This window comes from Marisediminicola antarctica (genome assembly GCF_009930795.1).
Classification (GTDB): domain Bacteria; phylum Actinomycetota; class Actinomycetes; order Actinomycetales; family Microbacteriaceae; genus Marisediminicola; species Marisediminicola antarctica.
In genome coordinates this window covers 2,499,615-2,521,931 of the sequence record NZ_CP017146.1, presented here as the reverse complement: position 1 = coordinate 2,521,931, position 22,317 = coordinate 2,499,615, and the positions used below count along the sequence as shown (strand labels likewise).

At 66.0% G+C, this 22,317-nt stretch carries 16 protein-coding genes; 7 read left to right on the top strand and 9 right to left on the bottom strand.

From position 1 onward, the window contains the following. Window positions 1–29: 29 nt before the first annotated feature. From BHD05_RS11805 to BHD05_RS11770, 8 genes are all read right to left on the bottom strand, one after another. Window positions 30–680: a NeuD/PglB/VioB family sugar acetyltransferase gene (locus BHD05_RS11805; protein WP_161886607.1), complete on the bottom strand. Its 651-nt coding sequence runs from the start codon at window positions 678–680 to the stop codon at window positions 30–32. Then, complete coding sequence (locus tag BHD05_RS11800) at window positions 673–1,824, bottom strand: DegT/DnrJ/EryC1/StrS family aminotransferase (protein ID WP_161886606.1); 1,152 nt, start codon at window positions 1,822–1,824, stop codon at window positions 673–675. The genes BHD05_RS11805 and BHD05_RS11800 overlap by 8 nt, the downstream gene beginning before the upstream one ends. Beyond that, window positions 1,824–2,846 carry a dTDP-glucose 4,6-dehydratase gene (locus BHD05_RS11795; RefSeq protein WP_202614205.1) on the bottom strand — a complete coding sequence of 341 codons (1,023 nt, stop codon included), beginning with the start codon at window positions 2,844–2,846 and terminating at the stop codon, window positions 1,824–1,826. The genes BHD05_RS11800 and BHD05_RS11795 overlap by 1 nt, the downstream gene beginning before the upstream one ends. Continuing rightward, window positions 2,843–3,907 (bottom strand): Gfo/Idh/MocA family protein, encoded by a 1,065-nt coding sequence (locus BHD05_RS11790; RefSeq protein WP_161886605.1) that lies wholly within the window; start codon window positions 3,905–3,907, stop codon window positions 2,843–2,845. The genes BHD05_RS11795 and BHD05_RS11790 overlap by 4 nt, the downstream gene beginning before the upstream one ends. 29 nt (window positions 3,908–3,936) lie before the next feature. Next, entirely contained in the window at window positions 3,937–10,326 is a 6,390-nt protein-coding gene (locus BHD05_RS11785; protein WP_161886604.1) for a DUF4082 domain-containing protein, read from the bottom strand. A gap of 46 nt (window positions 10,327–10,372) precedes the next feature. Next, complete coding sequence (locus tag BHD05_RS11780) at window positions 10,373–11,923, bottom strand: sugar transferase (RefSeq protein ID WP_236966523.1); 1,551 nt, start codon at window positions 11,921–11,923, stop codon at window positions 10,373–10,375. A gap of 446 nt (window positions 11,924–12,369) precedes the next feature. After that, window positions 12,370–12,813: a hypothetical protein gene (locus tag BHD05_RS11775; RefSeq protein WP_161886602.1), complete on the bottom strand. Its 444-nt coding sequence runs from the start codon at window positions 12,811–12,813 to the stop codon at window positions 12,370–12,372. Between the two features lie 35 nt (window positions 12,814–12,848). Then, window positions 12,849–13,487 carry a phosphoribosyltransferase gene (locus BHD05_RS11770; RefSeq protein WP_161886601.1) on the bottom strand — a complete coding sequence of 213 codons (639 nt, stop codon included), beginning with the start codon at window positions 13,485–13,487 and terminating at the stop codon, window positions 12,849–12,851. A gap of 85 nt (window positions 13,488–13,572) precedes the next feature. Here BHD05_RS11770 and BHD05_RS11765 point away from each other — a divergent pair, with 85 nt between their 5' ends. From BHD05_RS11765 to BHD05_RS11750, 4 genes are all read left to right on the top strand, one after another. Further along, window positions 13,573–14,190 carry a CDP-alcohol phosphatidyltransferase family protein gene (locus BHD05_RS11765; protein WP_161886600.1) on the top strand — a complete coding sequence of 206 codons (618 nt, stop codon included), beginning with the start codon at window positions 13,573–13,575 and terminating at the stop codon, window positions 14,188–14,190. Window positions 14,191–14,264: 74 nt separating this feature from the next. Then, entirely contained in the window at window positions 14,265–14,678 is a 414-nt protein-coding gene (locus BHD05_RS11760) for an FHA domain-containing protein (RefSeq protein ID WP_161887511.1), read from the top strand. 26 nt (window positions 14,679–14,704) lie between these two features. Beyond that, window positions 14,705–15,376, top strand: coding sequence for a transcriptional regulator FtsR (gene ftsR / locus BHD05_RS11755; RefSeq protein WP_236966522.1), 672 nt, complete (start codon window positions 14,705–14,707; stop codon window positions 15,374–15,376). A 144-nt stretch (window positions 15,377–15,520) separates the two neighbouring features. Continuing rightward, on the top strand, window positions 15,521–16,069 hold the full coding sequence (locus tag BHD05_RS11750; protein WP_161886598.1) for a MerR family transcriptional regulator: 549 nt from the start codon (window positions 15,521–15,523) through the stop codon (window positions 16,067–16,069). 23 nt (window positions 16,070–16,092) lie between these two features. Here the strand turns inward: BHD05_RS11750 and BHD05_RS11745 are convergent, their stop codons facing one another. After that, the gene (locus BHD05_RS11745) at window positions 16,093–16,905 is read right to left on the bottom strand and encodes a ParA family protein (RefSeq protein WP_161886597.1); all 813 of its coding nucleotides are present in this window, start codon (window positions 16,903–16,905) and stop codon (window positions 16,093–16,095) included. A gap of 78 nt (window positions 16,906–16,983) precedes the next feature. On the opposite strand from BHD05_RS11745, the gene BHD05_RS11740 reads away from it, so the two are divergent. From BHD05_RS11740 to BHD05_RS11730, 3 genes are all read left to right on the top strand, one after another. Then, complete coding sequence (locus BHD05_RS11740) at window positions 16,984–20,388, top strand: pyruvate carboxylase (protein WP_161886596.1); 3,405 nt, start codon at window positions 16,984–16,986, stop codon at window positions 20,386–20,388. A gap of 80 nt (window positions 20,389–20,468) precedes the next feature. Beyond that, window positions 20,469–21,806 (top strand): MinD/ParA family ATP-binding protein, encoded by a 1,338-nt coding sequence (locus BHD05_RS11735; RefSeq protein ID WP_236966521.1) that lies wholly within the window; start codon window positions 20,469–20,471, stop codon window positions 21,804–21,806. An 8-nt stretch (window positions 21,807–21,814) separates the two neighbouring features. Continuing rightward, window positions 21,815–22,306: a peptide deformylase gene (locus BHD05_RS11730; protein WP_161886595.1), complete on the top strand. Its 492-nt coding sequence runs from the start codon at window positions 21,815–21,817 to the stop codon at window positions 22,304–22,306. The last annotated feature ends 11 nt before the right edge of the window (window positions 22,307–22,317 follow it).

Below are 22,317 nucleotides of genomic sequence, written 5' to 3'. Positions count from 1 at the left end.
CTCCATCATGTGGGGATACACAAGTACCCTCATCGCGGAATCTCGGAGGTCGCGAAGTCTGGTCGAGCCGGCACGCCGTACCATGTCTCGGCCGACGGCATGTCGCGTGTCAGGACGGCGCCCATTCCCAACATTGCGTCGGCACCGATGTGCACACCCTCGCGGACACTCGAGCTCATTCCGAGGTAGGCGCGTTCACCCACGGTGACGCCCCCTCCCAAGGTCGTCCCAGCGCACAGCGTGACGAAGGATCCGATCACGTTGTCGTGCGTGAGCGTGACGTGCGGCATGGCGACAACGTGTCTGGCAACTGTGACTTCTGTCGTAAGGACTACCCCGGCGAGGAGGATGCTTCCTCGCCCCACCGAGCAGGTCGGAGGGACCTCAACCGACTCATGCACGACTGTCGCGTAGTCATCATCCCGATAACCGAGGGCACCCAGTCGACGCGCAATGCTCTCGCGGTGCGCGCCCTTTCCCGTGCACAGCAACAGCTGGGCACCAGAAAACCCTTCGGCTGCACCGATGCCACCCAAGATCGGCAGATCGCTCAGCATCTTTCCCCATTTCGACTCGTCGTCGTCGAGGAAGCCAATCACGCGGTCGTGCCCCACCGAGCGGATCACAGCAAGTACTTCGCGCGCCAGCCCGCTTGCCGCGACGAGAATGACATCAGCCATGCGCCGGAACCGCGGCAGGTGCGAGCAGGACATCAATGACCGAGCGCTGATCCTCCTCGCTGAGCTGGTGGTAAACCGGCAGGATGAGGGTCCGTTCGGTCAACCGTTCGGTCACCGGAAGCGCCCCCCGGATCGAAGGGCCACCCGCGTAGGGCGGCTGGCGGTGGGCCGCCATGATCCCTCGACGCGCCGAGATTCCCTCGTCGGCAAGCGTGAGGAGGAGCTCCTCGCGGTTGAGCGGGTACTCGTCTCCGATTTCCACCCACAGCGACTGGAAATTGCACGTCCCGTGAGCCGGGTCGGTGAGCAAGCGCAGTCCGGGAATCGTGGCGATCGCCGCGGCGTACGCGGACGCGATCTCACGGCGCCGTTCCACCATCGCGCGGAGCTTGCCGAGTTGCACGATTCCGACCGCGGCCTGCAGGTCGGTCATCCGGTAGTTGAAGCCGACCTCTTCATACACCTCGGGCGCGGACACCAGCTCGCTGTGGCGGTCCGCGGCTGACACGCTCATTGAGTGTTCACGGAGCCGTCGCGCCCGGGCGGCCCACTCAGGTCGGCTCGTGGTGAGCATTCCGCCCTCGCCCGTGGTCAACACCTTGCGAGGGTGGAATGACCACGCGGTAAGTTCGGCTCCCGCACCGACAGGGCGACCCTTGTAGCGTGATCCTGCGCCGCATGCGGCGTCCTCGATCACGGTGATGCCGCGAGGATCGCACAACGCGCGGATGGGGTCGAGGTCGACGGGGGTCCCACCCTGGTCGACGACGATGACGGCGCGGGTGCGGTCGGTGAGAGCAGCGGCGATTGTCTCCACTGTGACGTTGCCGGTTGCTGCCTCAACGTCGGCGAACACGGGAATGGCGCCGACATAGGTCGGCGCGTTCGCGGTGGCGATGAACGAGAACGACGGAACGACTACTTCGTCGCCCTGTTCTACCCCGGCAACAACGAGCGCGAGGTGCAGCGCTGTCGTGCAGTTGGACGTGGCGACCGCATGTGCAGCATCCATCGCCGTGGCGAAGGCCTCTTCGAAGGCAGCAACGCGCGGCCCCTGCGCAACCCAGCCGGAGCGGATGACCGAGGCGACCGCTTCGATCTCCTCGTCACCGAGCCACGGGATCATGACGTTGACGCGACCCATTAGTTCACGCCCGCCGGCAGCCAGTTGCGAACTTCAACCCGATCGATCATCTCGGGCGACTCCCGCTGCCGTGCACGGAACCACCGGGTGAGTTCCGTGATGCCCTCGGCGAAGCCGACCCGCGGAGCGAACCCGGTCAGCTCATGCGTGTGGGACGGATCTCCGATTAGGCGACGCACGTCACCGGGTCGCGCCTCGAGGTGCTCGGCTGTGAGTTCGGGCCGTCCCACTGTGTCCGCGACGACAGTGCAGAGCTCGTTCATCGAGATCTCGGTGCCCGAACCAAGATTGAAGGTCTCGCCGCTGACCCCGTCGGCGTCCCCGAACAGTGCCAGCGCCGTGGCGGTGTCGGACACGTGCATGAAGTCGCGCGTCTGTTCTCCGTCTCCGTAGATTACGGGCCTCTGACCCGAGAGCATCCGAACGATGGTTCGAGGCAGAATTTCGCCGCTGTCGCCCTCGAAGTGGCTACGAGGACCGTACGTGTTGAACGGCCTGACCACGACGGTGTCCATGCCGTAGGTGCGGAAGTATGCCCGCGCGTAGGCCTCCCCGGCGAGCTTGCCTCCGCCATAGACGGTCTCCGGCCACGTAGGGTGGCGTTCGTCCATCGGCGCGTACTGGGCGGTGCCGAAGACCTCACTCGTACTCACGTAAACAAAGCGCCCAACACCCCGCTCGCGTGCCTCTTCGAGCATCTGCAGCGAACCCTCGGCATTGACGCGGTGGTTCTCGAACGGGTCGTGCAGGCTGTGGCGCACTCCCAGGCATGCGAGGTGGTAGACGACCTCGGCGCCGTTCATGGCGGCCGCGCGCGCGTCGGCACTGCGGATGTCTCCGACAGTGAGGGAGAACCTCGCGTCGCCGTGGAGATGAGCGAGGTTGTCCTCCGTGCCGTTGGTCAGGTTGTCGAGCACACGCACTTCGGCGGCGCCTCGGGCGAGCAGGGTGTCGACCAGGTGGCTTCCGATGAAACCGGCGCCACCGGTCACGAGGATGCGGGATCCGGAAATCGATGTCATGAAGCTACCTCCAGGGCGCTCAGTTCGGAGTGGACTACCGATGCAGTTCCGGCATTCGCAAGGCTGCGGGTCGCGGCATCGAGCACGGACAGCACACGCAGGCCCGCCGAGCCGTCGGTACGCGGAGTCCTGTGCTCGGCGATCGCGTGCGCGAATTCGGTAGCCATTGACGAAAGAGCCTCAGTCTCCGGGAGCGCGGGCGACCAAGTGTCGCCCAGCCGGTAGGAGACCGATGCGGCGGCGCGTTCGGCGCTCGACAACGATTCGTGGCTGATCTCCACGCCGCGGTCATAGACGCTCAAGCGCTGCTGCGGGTTGAGATCGTCCCAGACAAGCGTGCGCTTCGTGCCTCCGACGACCATTTGTCGGATCTTGGTGGGGCTGAGCCAGTTCACGTGCACGTGGGCGATGGCTCCGTCGCCGATCGGCATTGAGAGATACCCGATGCAGGATTTGCCGGTGCGGAGCGGGTCGGCCCCCTGAGCAGACACGGTCTCGGGGGCGAGCCCGCCTGGCAGGATGAAGTCGATGATCGAGAGGTCGTGTGGGGCGAGGTCCCAGAAGACATCGACGTCCGGCTGGATCAGTCCGAGGTTAATCCGCACGGAGTCGATGAACAGGACCTCACCAAGCGCATCGTCCGCGATGAGTTCCTGGATCTTCATCACTGCGGGGGTGTAGCAATAGGTGTGGTCGGTCATCAGTACGAGGCCGAGCTCTGCCGCAACTGCCACCATTTCGGCGCCCTCGGTGCGGGATGGAGCCAGCGGCTTCTCGACCACGACGTGCTTGCCTGCTCTCAGGGCCGCGAGCACGATCGCATGATGGGTCTTCGCCGGGGTCGCGACCGCGACGGCGTCGATGGTCGGGTCCGCGAGCACGTCGTCGAGGCTCGTCACGACGGCGACGCCGCCGACCAGGTCAGAGACCCGCTGCGCGCGATCTCGATCGAGATCGCACACAGCGGCGAGATCCCACTCCCGGCTACTGCGGAAGTTTCGCGCGAGATTGGGGCCCCAATACCCGGCCCCAACCACGGCAACATTCAGTTTTTTCGTCATGAATCCCCCAGAGGTGCTTGAAACATTACTCACAGATTGGCCGCAAACATAGCGTCAACCCAGAAGTTGTGGGTGGTGACCGTACCGGGGTAGTTGGTGCTGTATGTGTAAGCACCACCCGGAGCGAAGGTGGTCAAGGGGCCGCTTGAAATCGATGCCGAGAGGCCGTTCAGGTCAACTGCGTATCGCCCGGTCGTCGAGTGGAGGCTCACCCTGTATTCGACGCCGGGCACGATCGCTACAGCAGTGCTCAGCGTGGCCACCTGCCAGCCGCTTGCCGTTTCATTCGTGAAGGAGACCTGCGCGAGCCGCTGTCCGGCGGCGTTCCAGAGGTAGCCCGTGTGGGTACCGGTGTTGAGCGCGCCCTTGTAGTACCGGATGCCGGTGATGGTTCCGGCCACGGAGGTCTGGAATCGTGTGCCGACCTGCACCGCGTTCGGGTCGTCCCAGTTCGCATTCACTGGCGTGCTGTTCTCGGGGAAGATCGTCGTCACCGCGACTGTCGGCGGCACCGCCGCGGTCGTGAACGACCACCCTCCGCCTGTGAGGGCGGTTCCGTCGATCCGAATTGCCGCCGAGTACGAGGCGCTCCACGCCAGAGGTGCGCTCGGGGTGAAGGTGAGGGTGCCCGCGGTCGCGTTCCAGTTCGTGGCTCCCGCGACGGCACCGGGAGGCCCGGTGAGCGCGAGTGTCGGTGTTCTGGTTCCGACGTTCGCGAGTTGCGCGGTCACGGTTGTGGTGGGGGCGACGCCGGTTGCTCCGCTGGCGGGTGTTCTGGAGGTGACGGTCACGGTGGTGGGGGTGGCCGCCGCGGTCGTGAAGGTCCAGGCGCTGCCGGCGAGCACGGTGCCGTCGATTGACACGGTCGCTGTGTAGCTGGTGTTCGCGGTGAGGGCCGCGCTCGGGGTGAAGGTGAGGGTGCCCGCGGTCGCGTTCCAGTTCGTGGCTCCCGCGACGGCAACGGGAGGCCCGGTGAGCGCGAGTGTCGGTGTTCTGGTTCCGACGTTCGCGAGTTGCGCGGTCACGGTTGTGGTGGGGGCGACGCCGGTTGCTCCGCTGGCGGGTGTTCTGGAGGTGACGGTCACGGTGGTGGGGGTGGCCGCCGCGGTCGTGAAGGTCCAGGCGCTGCCGGCGAGCACGGTGCCGTCGATTGACACGGTCGCTGTGTAGCTGGTGTTCGCGGTGAGGGCCGCGCTCGGGGTGAAGGTGAGGGTGCCCGCGGTCGCGTTCCAGTTCGTGGCTCCCGCGACGGCACCGGGAGGCCCGGTGAGCGCGAGTGTCGGTGTTCTGGTTCCGACGTTCGCGAGTTGCGCGGTCACGGTTGTGGTGGGGGCGACGCCGGTTGCTCCGCTGGCGGGTGTTCTGGAGGTGACGGTCACGGTGGTGGGGGTGGCCGCCGCGGTCGTGAAGGTCCAGGCGCTGCCGGCGAGCACGGTGCCGTCGATTGACACGGTCGCTGTGTAGCTGGTGTTCGCGGTGAGGGCCGCGCTCGGGGTGAAGGTGAGGGTGCCCGCGGTCGCGTTCCAGTTCGTGGCTCCCGCGACGGCACCGGACGGCCCGGTGAGCGCGAGTGTCGGTGTTCTGGTTCCGACGTTCGCGAGTTGCGCGGTCACGGTTGTGGTGGGGGCGACGCCGGTCGCTCCGCTGGCGGGTGTTCTGGAGGTGACGGTCACGGTGGTGGGGGTGGCCGCCGCGGTCGTGAAGGTCACATCGACGAAGTAGTTCGTTGCATTCCAGGTTCCGGTCGGGTATCCGCCGGCCGAACCGTAGAGGTAACGCCCATTGTTCGTTGTATCCGCAGTAATGGGGCCACTAGTTCGCTGCGTGGTGAAGTAATTGGCCGTGGCCGCGTATCGCCCCTGGGGTGCGAGGTAGGACACGACGTAGCGCGATCCTGCTGTGAGGGTTACCGGCGACGCGAAGCTCGCGCTCTGCCATCCCGTCGTCGTCTCGCCGGTAAAGGTCACCGAGGCGAGACGCTGGCCCGTCGCAGACCAGAGGGAGCCGACGTGAGTGCCGCCGTTCCCTGAGCCCTTATAGAAGCGCACGCCGGTCGCCTGGCCAGCCTGGGAGACAGTGAATGCCATGCCCAGTTCGACCGCGCTGGTGTCGGCTTCCGCGGCAACCTGCGGAGTCTGGGTCCCCAGGAGCGTGAATACCTCCCCGCCCGATACCGGGGCCGCTGCGGTGGTGAACGACCAGTTTCCGCCAGCGACCGCTGATCCGCCGATCGTCACCGCAGCCGTGTATTGGGTCGACCAGGCCAGTACGGTATTCGGGGTGAAGCTCACGGTGCGCGTCTGGGGGTTATAGGCCGAGACACCCGCCACGCCGCCTGCGGCGCTGGTGAGGGCGAGGGTTGGAGTTCCGGTTGCACTGTCGGCGGACAGGACCGCAGACACCGTGCCGGAGGGTGTGATGTTGGTCTGTCCTGCGGTCGGACTGGTCGAGGTGACAGATACCGGTACCGGTTCCACGGTACCGCCGGTCACGAACACGATATCGACGAAGTAGTTCGACGCGTTCCATGATGCGGTGGGGAATCCGCCTGTCGAGCCATAGCGGTAGCGACCGTTCGAGGTCGTGTCAGCGATAATCGGGCCGTTGGTGCGCGGGGTGGTGAAGTAGTTGCTCGTGAGCGCGTACCGGCCGTTCGGAGCGAGGTAGGAGACGACATATCGCTGGCCGACGGTCAGGGTGACGGGGGATTGGAGGTTCGCTGTCTGCCAACCGGTGGCCGTCTCATTGGTGAATGTCACCGACGCGAGGTTCTGGCCGGTCGACGACCAGAGAGTGCCGCGGTGGGTGCCCGAGTTGCCGGTGCCCTTGTAGAAGCGGATGCCGGTGACCGTCCCGGGCTGCGAGACGGTGAACGCCATGCCCAACTCGACTGCGTCGGGATCGGTTGAGGCGGCTGTCGTTGGCGCCTGGTCTCCGAGGAGGGTGAATTGACCGGTCGTCGGCGTGGTGGCCGCCGTTGTGAACGAGAAGCTGCCGCCCGTCACGGGCGTCCCAGCGACCGCGACCTGCGCCGTATATGGCGTTGAGGCGGCGAGGGGAGAGCTCGGGGTGAAGGTGACCGTGCGTGTTGTGGCGTTCCAGCCCACCGTGCCGATCACTGGCCCGGCCGACGACGAGACGGTGAGCGTCGGTGGTTCGGATGGCGCCGCGGACAGAACGGCTGAGATGGCAGCCGACTGCGGGACGCCGGTCTGTCCCGCGGTCGGACTGCTCGAGACCACGCTCAATGGAGTCGGCGTGCCCGAGGAGGCGAAGACCACATCGACGAAGTAGTTCGTCGTCGACGTTGAAGTGGGGAAGCCGTTGCTATAGGTGTACAGGCCTGCCGAAGTTCCGACCGCAAGTGGTCCGCGCTCGAACCCGGCACCGCCGAAGGCGCCGACCGTCGAGGAATAGGCACCAACGTTGGCGCGATAGGAGGCGACATAGTCGCTGCCGGCCTGAACCGCGATCGGCTGGGCGAAGTTGACGAACTGCCACCCCGACGCTGACTCGTTCGAGAAGTTGGCTGTTCCCAGTGACTGCCCGGATGCCGTCCACAGGGTTCCAGTGTGGGTACCGGTGTTGCCCAGCCCTTTGTAGAACTTCATCCCTGTGATGGTGCCGGTGGACAGAGCGGTAAATCGCACGCCGAGCGTCACCGGTCCGGGGTCCGCGGTTTCGAGCACCGCCGGAACCGCTCCGGGGAACAGGCTGCAGGGGCAGTCGCCCACCGCTCTGGTGTCGACCGTCGTGAACGACCAGGTCCGGCCCGTGACAAGCGCGCCGCCTGTCGAAGCCACGGCGTCGAGAGTCACGGTGTAGGTCGTGTTCCCCGCCAACGCAGTACTCGGGGTGAACTGCACGGTGCGCGTAGTGGCGTTGTAGCTGACAGTGCCGGCCACATTGGTTCCTGCCGGGTTGGCAACCCTCGCGGTGACCGAGTTGGCGACGACCGGGTTGGAGAATGCGGCGCTCACGTTAGTGCTCACCGGCACGTCTTTCATACCCGGTTGCGGCCACTGCGTGATGGCTGCGAGCGGAGTGGTGTCGACGGTGTCAAAGAGCACATCGACGAAGTAGTTCGAGTTGTCAAACGATTCGCTGGGGAACTGTCCCGGCGTTCCATACACACCAGGCATAGGCTGCCCGAACGGTTTCGTGACGGAAAGCGGGGACGTCGTGGTTGCCGAGTAGGGCCAGTAGTACGTCTCGAGGGAATAGCGTCCTCGGGGCGCGGTGTACGAGACGACGTACGTCTGGCCAGCAGCCACGGCGACTGCCGACGAGAACTTCGCGGTCTGCCAGCCGGCTGCGGTCTCTCCAGAGAATGTCACGGTGGCGAGGCGCGTTCCCGTTGAACTCCACAGGGACCCGGTATGCACGCCGAGGTTCGCGGCGCTCTTGTAGAACCGCACTCCGGTCACGAATCCGGCTGCCTCGGGGCTGAATCGGAGGCCGAGTTCGACGGCGGTTCCGTCGCCGGAGTCCACCACCTTGGGCACGTCGTTTCCGAATGCGCTGTAAGGGCCAGGCACCGACAGGCCGATGGATGCTGGTGTCGATGGATAGTTGGCGCTGTCGTCGATTGCGCGCACGCGGATCGACTGTGCCCCGCTGCCCCGCTGACTGTAGCTGTAGCTCCAGTTCGTGGTGCCCTGGGCCGGATGCCAGCGTGCACCGCCATCGGTGGAGACCTCGACTCCGGCCACTACGCCGCCAACGTCAGCTGCGGTGCCCGAGACAGTGACGAGCGATCCATTCGCGATCGTGGAGTTCTGGGCTGGCGAGCTGATGGACACCGTGGGAGGTGTGCGGTCCGAGCTGGCCTGCGTAGCGACGAGCCCACTCATGAGAGTGCTGGGCTGGGCCCCCATATCGGCGAGTAGGTTGACCTGGGCCTGCTGCATCCGGCTGTCCGCGGGAGCGCCGTTGCCGTCGTGGGTCTCATCGAGTCCCCATGCCCACTGGATGCTGCCGGACGAAAACACGAGCGCACCGCTCGGCGCGCGGTACAGCGTGGTGTGGTGGGTCGTGGTCCCCGAGCGCACAACAGTGCCGAAGTCCTGAAGGTACTCGGGTACATTGCCGGACGTAGTGGACAGCCGGATCAGCCCCGCTGGCCGGAAGCCGTTGTCGAGGTCCTCGTTCGATTCGTAGCCCACGGTGTGAGGGGCAAGCTGGGCGCGGGTGCCGGAGGCGAGCGAGGTGAGGGAGGTATTTCGCCACAGTCTGTTCTTGCCTTCGGCCGCGGAGACCGTGACGGGGAGATCGACGTAGTTCACCATGTACATCGTGCCGGTGAGAGCGTTCTCGGGCAGGCCGCCACCCGCTGACTGGGGGGCGAATCGCGGATCGCGCCAGGTCCCTGTCCACTGGCTCGTTGGGTCTATCTTGGCATTGCTCCATGTCTCCTTGTAGGAGACGAGGGTTCGATAGCTTGTCGCGTCAGTTGATGCCGCCGGCTCATACCGCGTGCGCCAATAGCCCTCATTTCCGGTAAGGAACTGGAGATTGACGCCCGCATCGCGAGCGGCCTCGATATTGGCCCGCTGCGCGCCCGACCAGTACTCGTCGTGTCCGACGGAGAGAAAGACCTTGTGGTTGAGAAGATTTCCGCCGTTCCGGTCGGTGTCGACACCGCTCGCGTAAGTGACGTCGTACCCGTTCCGTTCGAGGAAGCGCACCTGCGCGTACTCACTGGAGAAGTAGAAGTCACGGGAGGTATCGCCGTTGCGGGTGTTGAAGGGGCGGTTGTAGCTGAGCTTGTAGGCACGGCCGGCCGCACCGCCGCCATAGAAACTGGCACCACCGTAGGTGTTGTAGGCGTGCCACGTCGGGTCTGAGGTCTGGAAGAGAATGTCGGCCGTGCTTGAGTCGTCACGCACGATGAAGGTGATGTGACTCCGGCCCCCCGTGTCGGCACGACGCAGCAGTGCGACGTACACCCCGGAGACTGCGTCGGCCGGCACGTTCCAGGATGCCGACACTCCCCAGTTGCCGCAGTCGTAGAGTGCGGTTGACGCTTGGGTGATGCATCCCGGCTGACGCTGGGGGAGCGTCGCGGACGGCGTGACGTTCGAGATGAGCCTGGCCCCGAGTCCCTGGTACCAGCCGGTGCGATAGATCCGCACCGTGTAGGCGGATGCCGACGTGTCGACCTTGAAGTCGATGCGGTTGCCGATGTTTACGCTGATGTCGGTCGCGAAGCCCTGAATGGACGAATCACCGGCGCCGGTGATGTCCCACTCGCTCGGCGCCGAGCCCGGCTTGCTGTTTTCACACGCGATCTTGGAGGAGCCGTCGGTACAGTGGTTCGCTGCCTGTGCCGGCGAGCCGCCGGCGACGAAGACCGTCGAGCCGACGAGTGCAGCGATCGAGACGCCCGCCAGGATGATCCGAGCGCGCAACGCGGTCATGAGTGGGTCCTAACGTCGATTGCTGCGACCGATTGTGGGTTGGGCATCAGTAGGCCCCGACCGCGCCGCGGATGACCTTGAGGGTGCGCCACATGATGACGAGGTCGCCGGCAAGCGACCAGTTCTCGACGTAGTAGAGGTCGAGGCGCACGCTCTCGTCCCAGTCGAGGTTCGAGCGCCCGTTGACCTGCCACATGCCAGTGAGCCCGGGCTTGATGTAGAGCCTGCGGTGGACGTGGTTCTCGTAGGTGGCCACCTCCCTCTCGAGGGGTGGGCGCGGACCGACGAGACTCATGTCGCCGACCAGGATGTTCCACAATTGGGGCAATTCGTCGAGCGAGTACTTGCGCAGGAATTCGCCGACACGGGTGACACGGGGGTCATTCTTCATCTTGAAGAGCGCCCCGGCACCTTCGTTCTTGTCGAGCAGTCCCGCCAAATCGTCCTCGGCCGTTGCGACCATGGACCGGAACTTCAGCATGGGGAACGGCTGACCGCCTCGCCCGATGCGCTCCTGACGAAACAGGATAGGGCCCCGGCTGTCACGGTGCACGAGCCATGCGATCACGAGCATCAGCGGCATCAGGAGGATCAGTGCAAGGCTGGAGGCGATCACGTCGGCTGCCCGCTTGAGAAGGTGACGTCCACCGCCGAACTGCGGCAACTCCACGTGCATCAGGGGGAGCCCCTCCACGGGGCGGAAGTGAATACGCGGCCCCGCGACGTTGGTCAACTGCGATGCCACGACAAGCTCGGTGGTCGATCCCTCAAGGTCCCACCCAAGATCTCGAATGTACGTTGACCCGTTGCCGGGGTTGCCCGCGACGATGACCGCATCCACGCCAAGGTATGACGCCGCCTCGGCGACATTGGACAGTGACGAGACAATCGGGAGCTGATGGCGGTTGACGGTAATCGACCCCTCGGTCGATCCGGTGATTGCCGCGCCTATGACGTGGTAAAGCGAAACGCCACGCTTGTCGATCTGCTTGACGACGTAGTCGACGTCGGCCTCGTCGCCAACGACGATTGCCCGGTGAAGGTACAGCCCCTCTTGCCGCTGGCGGGCGAGCCATTTGCGCCAGAGCAGACGGTTGAGGGCAAGGCCCGTGATCCCCAGCGGGAGAGCAAGAACGAAGAAGCCGCGGGCGATATCCACCTTGAACATGAGGAAGATTATCGCGAGTAAGCCAAAAGTGACGACGCTCGCGTTGACGACCCGGCGATACTCGTCGAGACCGATTCCCACCACCCGAGAGTCACGAGAGTGATAGGCGCTGAGGCTGATAATCCACGCGCCGATGATCGTCAGGGTGACCATCCAGTAGTCGGCGGCGATTGCTGCCAAACTCGCGGCCGATTCACCCCACCAGAACCTGCTCGCAAACGCCACCATCACGGCGACGACGATGATGAGGGAGTCGGTGGCCGCGAGTCGCGCGCGGTACTGTCGAGCCCACGCTGGCACGTTGCTCGACACCGGCGTCGTTGCTCGACTCGGACGAGTGTCATTCGGCGGGTCGACGAGGTGGAGTTGTGGTCGCCTGTCTCGGGAGGCTCTCCTGCCGTCGGTCGACGTGCGATTCGCCTGGCTCACCGGTTCACCTCGCCCGCCCCGATCGGTATCCCAGGCTCGTGAAAGGCCTGGACCACCTGCGGCCGACACCAAGATGAGGAGTTGGGGTGGGCGCGAGAGAGCGCGCGGAAGTAGGTCACGTGACGCCTGCCATTCGGGTAACAGGTTGTGGCCTCGGTTCGCACCGGTCGCCGATTGCAAGACCATGCGACCTGGGTGGATCGAATGGCTACGTAGCCTCGGAGGTGGGTGTGGTTCGAGGAACTATTCGGGGGGTTTGGGTTGCTGGGTGGTGCCGGATCGTTCAGTAACTCAATGAATCACAATGCGGGTGGAGCTGCAAGGGTGGTCTCCAGGCGGGTATTCCTGTTGACGCTCCGTGCATTTCGATCCTAGGGTACGGACGCACAAGTCATACGGCCCACTTTGGGGGGCGTTTTCGCCAGACCCCGGTCGCGCGGCTCGGGTCACCCTCGGACGAATTCCTCTCTCCACTCGAGCAGCCTGTGAACGAGCTGACTGCTGTCGATGCCGAGCAGGTGCACGGCATCGGCGGGAGTTCGGGCGTTCACCGCGACCCACCCGCGCACGGCCTCGGATCTGTCAGAGCACAGAAGGCGGAGCAGGTCAATGGGGGCGTGCTCGTTGCGGGCCAGGCACGCGCGCACGCCGTCGTCGGCGTCGCGTGCCAGTGCGGCGAGCACATCCGCGGGCGCGTGGTGGCTGCTCGCGACGCTCTCCCGGATCTTCGGATTGGGGTCCCGAGCCAGTATCCGCAGCCGCCTGATCTTGCTTTCAGTGACGGCCGGTGCCGGGTGCAGCGATGCCGCCTGCTCCCGGGTGAGCATGCTGGGCGCCAGCTGGCGAAGCTGCTTCATCTGGGCGGGGGTCGAGAAGCGGATGCAGGACATGACGAGAACGCTACTCGAGAGGAGCATCCGGCCTGTCAGGTGACGCGCCTGGCGGCGAGGGCGGCCGAGACCTCCTCGTCGGTCGTCTGGGTGAAGTCGGCATACCACTGCCCGACGGCGAAGAAGTGGGCCGGGGTCTCGAGGCACACGAATTCGTCGGCCGCATCGCCGATCCTCGCGATCCAGTCGCGCGGCGCCACCGGAACGGCGAGCACGATGCGGCGCGCGCCCATCTCCCGCACGATGAGGCAGGCGGCCCGTGCAGTCGACCCGGTCGCGATCCCGTCGTCGACGACGATCGCCGTCTTTCCGGCTAGGTCAAGCGCAGCACGGTCGGCGCGGAAGCGCACCGTGCGCCGCTCGAGCTCCGCACGCTCGCCCGCCTCGATGACCTCGAGGTCGTGGTCCGTGACGCCGAGCGCCCGCATCGCGCCCCTGTCCACGACGCGCACTCCGCCCGCGCCGATCGCGCCGAGCGCGTATTCCGGATTTCGGGGGGAGCCGAGCTTGCGGACGACGACGACATCGAGTGGCGCGTCGAGGGCTCGAGCAACTTCGAGGGCAACGGGGACGCCGCCGCGGGGCAGGCCGAGCACCACGGTGTCTCGCCCCGCGAAATCGGTCAGGCGCGCCGCCAGCCGCCGCCCGGCATCCGGTCGATCGAGAAACAACATGAGCAACTTCCGGTCGGTTTCGGGTTGATCATAGGAGGGCCGATTGAGCGGGGCACGGGGTTGCCACGCTCGGTAGACTCGCCCCGTGGATGAAGTAAACCGAACCGAAGTCAGTTCCCGGGTATTCACACTCCCGAACTGCCTGAGTTTTGTGCGGCTCGCCCTCGTTCCGGTGTTCCTCGTGCTCCTGATCAGCGGCGACTACGTGCTCGCCCTCGTCACACTGGTGATTTCGAGCGTCACCGACTTCCTCGATGGGGTCATTGCCAGGCGGTTCAACCAGATCTCCAGGCTCGGGCAGCTGCTCGATCCCGCGGCGGACCGGCTCTTCATCTTCGCCACACTCATCGGGCTTGCCATCCAACAGATCGTTCCGTGGTGGCTTGTGCTCGCGATCCTGGGCCGGGATGTCGTGCTGCTCGTCCTCGGGGTAATCCTCGCGAACCATCGGTATGGTCCGCTTCCCGTGCACCACCTCGGCAAGGTGGCGACATTCTGCCTCTTCTACGCGTTGCCGATCATCATGATCGGTCAGGCGTTTCCCGCCGTCGGCTTCGTCACCGATCCGATCGGGTGGGCATTCGCGATCTGGGGTGCCTTCCTCTATTGGTGGGCCGGAATCATTTACTTACGCGAAACCATTCGCGTCGTGCGAATCCCGCTGCCAAACGAGCCCTCCGCATCAGATACGCTGGGGGCCTAGGGAGGTTCACGGTGGCCCATTTGGAGCACAATGATGAGGCTGACGAGAACGCGCCTCGCGAGACAGACACGACGATGCACTTCACGAACGAGTTTGCGGCGCAGCTCGCCGCTCTCGGCGGCGAGGTCTCGGCCGAGGAGCAGGAGGCCATCGCAGCGCTTCCCTCCGGGTCGGCGCTCCTTGTCGTGCGCAGGGGCCCCAATACCGGGGCTCGATTCCTTCTCGACTCGGACGTCACGACGGTCGGTCGGCACTCCAACGCCGACATCTTTCTCGACGACGTCACCGTGTCGCGTCGCCACACGGAATTCCTACGCCACGGGACGTCCTTTGAAATCAGGGACCTCGGCTCGCTGAACGGTTCCTACCTCGATGGCGTGCGCATCGACTCCGCAGTACTTCAGGACGGCGCGGAGGTGCAGATCGGCAAGTTCCGGCTGACCTTCTACGCGTCCCGCGTCGATCTGGCCCACCTGGCGAGCACGTAGTGCCGCTACCCGCTGGCCAGGCTCGAGTGCCTGGCCCGACTACGCTGCTGAGCATTGGGCAGGTGCTCGCACGATTGACGGTCGACTTTCCCGACCTCACCCCGTCGAAGCTCCGCTTCCTCGAGGAACGCAAGCTCATCTGCCCGGCGCGCACCGAGTCGGGCTATCGCAAGTTCTCGCCGTCCGATCTCGACAGGCTCCGGTTCGTGCTCACGATGCAGCGCGAACACTACCTGCCGCTCAAGGTCATCAAGGGCTATCTCGACGATCTGGACGCCGGTCGCGAGCCCGAACTGCCCGGTGGGGCAGTTACAGCGCCATCGATGCTCTCGACCCAGCGGCGTCTCGGCCGCGATGCACTTGTCCGCGAGGCCGGGGCAACACCCCAGCTACTCAACGACGCGGTGTCGTCATCGCTCATCGTGCCAGCCGAGTTCTACGGAGATGACGTGGTGGCCGTACTCAGGTCGCTCGTCGAGCTGCAGAAGTCGGGCATAGAGCCACGGCACCTGCGCACCTTTCGAGCGGCCGCGGAGCGTGAGCTCGGGCTGATCGAGAACGCGCTCATGCCGGTCACCCGCCGCAAAGATGCGTCCAGCCGAGCAAAGGCGTTGGAACTGGCACGCGAGATCGCGGGACAGCTCGAGATCGTGCGTTCGAGTCTCATTCGCTCCGCCCTCGGTCGTCTCGATCGCTAGACTGGATGAGCCCGTCGGTCGACACGCCGAGGGTTTTCATCGAATGTCGTTGCCCGACCGGGTGGCGCTCGGTAGCGTGGAATCTGCTGGCAACCCGACCAGCACAGCACGTCGCAATCATGCCGAAGGGCAGAAGGCAATCGCATGAGTGAAGTCAGCAGCCGGAGCGAAAATTCTCGCTACGATCTCGGACTCCTGTTCACGGACGGCCTTCCCGATCTCGACGCGAGCTCCGGCTACCGTGGGGCAGTCGCCGCCCGTGCGGCGGGCATCAGCTACCGCCAGCTCGACTACTGGGCGCGCACCGAGCTCGTCGAGCCCACCGTGCGCGGCGCAGCCGGCTCCGGTTCTCAGCGCCTCTACGGTTTTCGCGACATCCTTGTGCTCAAGCTCGTCAAGCGCCTCCTCGACACCGGAATCTCCCTGCAGCAAATCCGCACGGCCGTGAACCAGCTGCGCGAGGCCGGCGTGAGGGACCTTGCCCAGACGACGCTCATGAGCGACGGCGCGAGCGTGTACCTGTGCACCTCCGACGATGAGGTCATCGACCTCGTCAGCCGTGGCCAGGGCGTCTTCGGCATCGCGGTCGGCAAGGTACTTCGCGAGGTCGAGCACACGCTCGTCGAGCTCGATGCTCAGCAGCCCGAAGCCACCGACGAACTCGCCGCACGCCGAGCCCACCGCGCCAGCTGAGCGGCGCTACTCACCCGCAGCAGTTACGAGGCAGCGACTCCGGCCGGGTCTTCCATTTTCGCGGTGCGCATCACGCGCAGCAGCAGCTGATCGAAGTTGAGTGCCATCTCCTGTGCGCTCTCGCCCGGCCACATGTGCAGCGGCTTGGCCGCGCCCTGTGCCTGCTGCAGCGACGTGCGCTCCGGCAGCTGCGGGCTCAGTACGAGCGGGCCGAACATGTCGCGGAGTTCCTTGATCCGGAACTGGTGCTCGAGGGACTGCACTCGCGCACGATTCACGATGATGCCGAGCGGCTGGAGCCTGGGGGAGAGGCCACGCCGAATCTCCTCGATGGCGCGCAGAGCCCGATCGGCGGCGGCAACCGAGAACAGCCCCGGCTCGGTCACGACCGCGACGCGGTCGCTCGCGGCCCAGGCGGTGCGGGTCAGAGCGTTGAGCGACGGCGGGCAGTCGATGAGCACGAGGTCGTAGTCGGACTCGACGTTGGCGAGTGCCTCCTCGAGCTTCCAGATTTCGCGAATGCTCGGATGCGGTCCATCGAAGTTGATCGACGACGGGCTTCCGATCATGACGTCGATCTTGCCCGGCCGGCCGCGCGTCCACCCGCTCGGAGCGATCGCCGACCGCACGATCTTCTCCTTCGGCGAGGAGAGAACATCGGCCACGTTGAGGTGACCGGCGACGTTGATGTCCATTCCGGTCGACACATCCGACTGTGGATCGAGGTCCACGACGAGCGTGCGGAGCCCCTTGGCAAAGGCTGCGGAGGCGAGCCCGAGGGTCACGGTGGTCTTTCCCACTCCTCCCTTGAGGGAGCTCACGCTGAGTACATGCACAACACGAAACGATACCTTCACTAGTCTGAAAGCACCTAAACGTCGATTATCGATGGGGACGAATCTGTAAGGGGCCTGATGTTCACAAAGATCCTGGTAGCAAACCGTGGCGAAATCGCCATTCGCGCCTTTCGTGCAGCGTTCGAATTGGGTGCTACGACCGTCGCGGTGTTCCCCTATGAGGATCGAAACTCCCTTCATCGCCTCAAGGCCGACGAGGCGTACCAGATCGGGGAGCGAGGGCATCCCGTGCGCGCCTACCTCGACGTGGCCGAGATCGTGCGTGTGGCGGTCGAATGCGGCGCGGACGCCATCTACCCCGGCTACGGTTTTCTTTCGGAGAACCCTGAGCTCGCCGAGGCGGCCGCGGCCGCAGGGATCACGTTCATCGGGCCGGGCCAGAAGGTGCTCGAGATGGCCGGTAACAAGGTCACCGCGAAGGAGCACGCGATCGCCGCGGGCGTTCCGGTTCTGAAGTCCACTCCCGCGTCGCGCGACCTCGACGAGCTGCTCGCCGGTGCCGACGCGATCGGCTTCCCGATCTTCGCCAAGGCCGTGGCAGGCGGCGGCGGGCGCGGGATGCGGCGGGTCGAGACGAAGGCCGACCTGAAGGCGGCACTGGTCGAGGCGATGCGTGAGGCGGACAGCGCCTTCGGCGACCCGACGATGTTCCTCGAGCAGGCCGTCGTGCGGCCGCGGCACATCGAGGTGCAGATCCTCGCCGACTCGACTGGCGACACGGTGCATCTCTTCGAGCGCGACTGTTCCGTGCAGCGGCGCCACCAGAAGGTCGTCGAGATCGCCCCGGCGCCCAACCTCGACGAGGACACCCGTCAGGCGATGTACCGCGACGCGATCGCGTTTGCGAAGTCGATCGGCTACGTCAACGCCGGCACGGTCGAGTTCCTCCTCGACACCGCGGGGGAGCGCAAGGGCCAGCACGTCTTCATCGAGATGAACCCCCGCATCCAGGTCGAGCACACCGTCACAGAGGAGGTCACCGACGTCGACCTCGTCCAGACGCAGATGCGCATCGCGTTCGGCCAGTCTCTGCGCGAGCTCGGCCTCAAGCAGGACCAGCTGCGCCTGCGCGGGGCGGCGTTGCAGTGCCGGATCACCACCGAGGATCCCACCGCGGGATTCCGTCCAGACACCGGCAAGCTCACCACCTACCGGTCGCCCGGCGGCGGCGGCATCCGCCTCGATGGTGGAACCATCAACCCCGGCACCCAGATCAGCCCCCACTTCGACTCGATGCTCGTCAAGATGACCTGCCGCGGGCGTGACTTCCCCGCGGCGATCGCGCGCGCCCGACGCGGGCTCGCCGAATTCCGCATTCGCGGTGTGGCCACCAACATCCCGTTCCTGCAGGCGGTGCTCGACGACCCGGCTTTCAACGCCGGTGACCTCAGTACCTCGTTCATCGACGAGCGCCCCGGTCTGGTCCATTCGAACCAGTCGAAAGACCGCGGAACCAAGATCCTCAGCTGGCTTGCCGACGTCACCGTCAACCAGCCGAACGGCGACGGCGCCGGAACCATCAACCCCGCCCTCAAGCTGCCAGCGGTTGACCTCACGGTCGAGCCTCCCGCCGGGTCCAGGCAGCGGCTGCTCGAGCTCGGGCCGACCGGGTTCGCCGCGGCGCTGCGCGCCCAGACGGCACTCGCGGTGACCGACACGACCTTCCGTGACGCGCACCAGTCCCTCCTCGCGACGAGGGTGCGCACGCGCGACCTCACCGCTGTCCTCCCGCACGTCGCCCGTCTCACCCCGCAGCTGCTCTCGATCGAGGCGTGGGGAGGCGCGACCTACGACGTCGCGCTCCGCTTCCTCGGCGAGGACCCCTGGGAGCGCCTCGGGTCGATGCGCGAGGCCCTGCCCAACATCGCCATCCAGATGCTGCTCCGCGGACGCAACACCGTCGGCTACACCCCGTACCCGACCGAGGTGACCGACGCGTTCGTGCGGGAGGCGGCGTCGACCGGCGTCGACATCTTCCGCATCTTCGACGCGCTCAACGACGTCTCGCAGATGCGGCCCGCGATCGAGTCGGTGCTGGCGACCGGGCACGCCGTGGCCGAGGTCGGCCTCTGCTATACCGGCGACCTGCTCGACCCGGCCGAGAAGCTGTACACCCTTGACTACTACCTCGCCCTCGCCGAACAGATCGTCGAGGCAGGTGCCCACATCATCGCGATCAAGGACATGGCCGGACTGCTCCGCGCGGGAGCCGCTGAGAAGCTCGTCACCGCGTTGCGTGCGCGGTTCGACCTTCCGGTGCATGTGCACACCCACGACACCGCAGGCGGCCAGCTGGCCACCCTCCTGGCAGCCAGCCGTGCCGGCGCGGATGCTGTGGACGTCGCGAGTGCACCGATGGCGGGCACCACCAGCCAGCCATCGGCATCCGCCCTCGTCGCGGCCCTCGCGCATACCGAGCGAGACACAGGACTCTCGCTCGACGCCGTCTCCGACCTCGAGCCCTACTGGGAGGCCGTGCGCCACGTTTACAAGCCGTTCGAATCGGGCCTCGCCGGACCCACCGGCCGCGTCTACCGCCATGAGATCCCGGGCGGTCAGCTGTCGAACCTGCGTCAGCAGGCGATCGCCCTCGGCCTTGCAGACCAGTTCGAGAAGGTCGAAGACCTGTACGCAGCCGCGAACCGGATGCTTGGGCGCCCGCCGAAGGTGACCCCCTCATCGAAGGTCGTCGGCGACCTGGCGCTCGCTCTCGCGGCGGCGGGGGCCGACCCGGACGACTTCGAGCAGAACCCTGACAAGTACGACATCCCCGATTCGGTGATCGGCTTTATGGCCGGGGAGCTGGGTGACCTTCCGGGCGGATGGCCGGAGCCCTTCCGCAGCAAGGTCCTCGCGGGCCGCTCGGTCAAGATCGGGATCACCGAGATCAGCGCCGAAGACCGTGACACGCTCGCCGGCGACAGCACAGGCCGTCGCGCAGCCCTCAACCGCCTGCTGTTCCCCGCGCCGGCGAAAGCATTCGAACAGATCCGCGAGGAGTACGGCGACCTGTCATCGATCGACACCGCCGACTACCTGTACGGTCTCCGCCAGGGGCAGGAGCACGTCGTCGAGATGAGCCGCGGCGTCAGCCTGTTCGTCGGGCTCGAGGCCATCGGCGACGCCGACGACAGGGGAATGCGCACGGTGATGACGACTCTCAACGGCCAGCTTCGCCCGGTCTTCGTGCGCGACCGCGGCATCCGGGTCGAGAGGAAGGCGGCCGAGAAGGCCGACCCAGCGAAGCCCGGGCAGGTTGCGGCCCCCTTCTCAGGCGTGGTGACGCTGCAGGTCGCCGAGGGGGATGTCGTCGAGGCGGGCCACGCAGTCGCATCGATCGAGGCGATGAAGATGGAGGCCGCGATCACGGCGACCGTGTCCGGCACCGTCACGAGGCTCGCCATCCCGCAGACGCAACAGGTCGACGTCGGCGACCTGTTGGTCGAGATCACGGCATCCTGAGCTCGCTGAACGGCGAGCCCCTCGCTACGCAGGCCGCGGGTACACTGACACGTCCGGTTTTTTTCGAAAGGTGATGCGCTGTGACTGACAGAACTCAGCATGACGACGGTGGGCGCGTCTTCGACGACGCGCCGGAGAACGACGAGCGTGCCGGCGACGAGATGGCCGGCGATGAGCTGGCCGGCGAACTCGGTGACGGCGGCAACGACCTCGCCGACGGCGGCAGTGACCTCGCCGACGGCGTGCCAGAGATCCTCACGATTGACGTGTCGCTGCCCGCACCCGTGCACTCGATGCCGGACGACGAGATCGCGGTCGCGATCGATGAGATTGCCGTGAATCCGGGCGAGGTCGCGATAACGTCGGCAACGATGTCTGTGCCGCTCCTCCCGCAGCCCGTCGACGCGGTCGGGGCCGGGCAGCCGGAGGGCCTCTACACGCGACGTGGGCAGGTGCGCGGCGATGTCGCCACCGGCCCCGAGCCCGCCGCTATGCTCACGGCCGAGAGGCTGCTCGGCGGGAGTCGCAAGGGCGTCCCGCCCGAGGGTCGCTGGCCGTCGTTCGTCCACACGGTCACCTTCGGCGCCGTCAACCTCGGGGACTCCGCTGCCGCCCGGTACCGCAAGGATATCGACGCGCGCATCCACAAGGAATTCGACGGGGGAACGCGGTTTGTGCCGGTGCTCACGCGTAAAGGGGGTGTGGGCAAGACGACGGTGACGACGCTGCTCGGGATGGCGCTGGCCGATGTTCGCGAGGACCGCATTATCGCCATCGACGCGAACCCCGACCGGGGGACGCTCTCGGAGCGGGTAAACAAGCAGACCAGGTCGACGGTGCGCGACGTTGTCACCAAGGCGGCGTCCGTCTCAACATTCAGCGATTTCACCCACCTGGTCTCCAGGGACGAGACGCGGCTCGACATCCTTGCATCCGACACCGATCCGCTGCTCTCCGAAGCCTTCGACGAGGACGACTACAACGTCGTCGCCGACCTGTGCGCCCGCTTCTACTCGATCGCGCTCACCGACTGCGGCACTGGAATCGTGCACTCGGTCATGCGCGCGACGTTGCAGCGCGCCGACTCCGTGGTCATCGTCTCCGGCGGCAGTGTCGACGAGGCCAGGCTCGCATCCGAGACCCTCACCTGGCTCGAGGCGAACGGGTACGGCGATCTGGTCCGCAACGCCGTGGTCGCTCTGAACACGGCGACCCAGGGCACGAACCTCGTGAATCTCGACGAGATCGAAGCGCACTTCCGTTCGCGGGTTCGCGAGATCGTGCGGATTCCGTATGACCCGCAGCTCGCCGCGGGCTCAGTCGTCAACTATAAGGACCTCAAACCCCTCACCACGAGCGCCGCGAGGGAGCTTGCCGCCCTTGTCGTGGATGGCCTTCCCCAGCGTCGAGCGGACTGACGCCGCGGATGGCTGAACGACAGATCCGGATCTTCGGTGATCCGGTGCTCAAGACCGTGTCCGACCCGGTCAAGCCTGGCGACCGCGCTGTGCGCGGGCTCATCGACGATCTTCTCGACAGTGTCAAGGTCCCGGGGCGCGCCGGGGTTGCCGCGTGCCAGATCGGCGTGAACCTCCGGGCATTCAGCTACAACGTTGACGGCGAGGTCGGCTACATCATCAACCCCGTCGTGGTGGAAACGCGCGGAGAGCTGGAACTGGTCGAGGAGGGCTGCCTCTCCGTGCCGGGCTTCTTCTTCCCGCGGCTGCGCTACCCGTTCGCACGCGTGGAGGGAATCGACCTCGACGGCAACGTCATCGAGCTCCAGGGTGAGGGGCTCATGGCACAGGCGTTGCAGCACGAGGCGGACCACCTCGACGGCAAGCTGTATGTCGATGGGCTCGACAAGGAGACCAGGCGCGAGGCGATGCGCCAGATCCGCGAATCAGACTGGTTCTAGCCCAGCTGGTT

Bases quoted from the DNA above. Each gene is read 5' to 3' on its own strand.
- BHD05_RS11770 (WP_161886601.1), bottom strand. From the start codon at position 13,487: ATGTTGTTTCTCGATCGACCGGATGCCGGGCGGCGGCTGGCGGCGCGC.
- BHD05_RS11730 (WP_161886595.1), top strand. From the start codon at position 21,815: ATGGCTGAACGACAGATCCGGATCTTCGGTGATCCGGTGCTCAAGACC.
- BHD05_RS11790 (WP_161886605.1), bottom strand. From the start codon at position 3,907: ATGACGAAAAAACTGAATGTTGCCGTGGTTGGGGCCGGGTATTGGGGC.
- BHD05_RS11805 (WP_161886607.1), bottom strand. From the start codon at position 680: ATGGCTGATGTCATTCTCGTCGCGGCAAGCGGGCTGGCGCGCGAAGTA.
- BHD05_RS11760 (WP_161887511.1), top strand. From the start codon at position 14,265: ATGCACTTCACGAACGAGTTTGCGGCGCAGCTCGCCGCTCTCGGCGGC.
- BHD05_RS11750 (WP_161886598.1), top strand. From the start codon at position 15,521: ATGAGTGAAGTCAGCAGCCGGAGCGAAAATTCTCGCTACGATCTCGGA.
- BHD05_RS11740 (WP_161886596.1), top strand. From the start codon at position 16,984: ATGTTCACAAAGATCCTGGTAGCAAACCGTGGCGAAATCGCCATTCGC.
- BHD05_RS11795 (WP_202614205.1), bottom strand. From the start codon at position 2,846: ATGACATCGATTTCCGGATCCCGCATCCTCGTGACCGGTGGCGCCGGT.
- BHD05_RS11785 (WP_161886604.1), bottom strand. From the start codon at position 10,326: ATGACCGCGTTGCGCGCTCGGATCATCCTGGCGGGCGTCTCGATCGCT.
- BHD05_RS11775 (WP_161886602.1), bottom strand. From the start codon at position 12,813: ATGTCCTGCATCCGCTTCTCGACCCCCGCCCAGATGAAGCAGCTTCGC.
- BHD05_RS11800 (WP_161886606.1), bottom strand. From the start codon at position 1,824: ATGGGTCGCGTCAACGTCATGATCCCGTGGCTCGGTGACGAGGAGATC.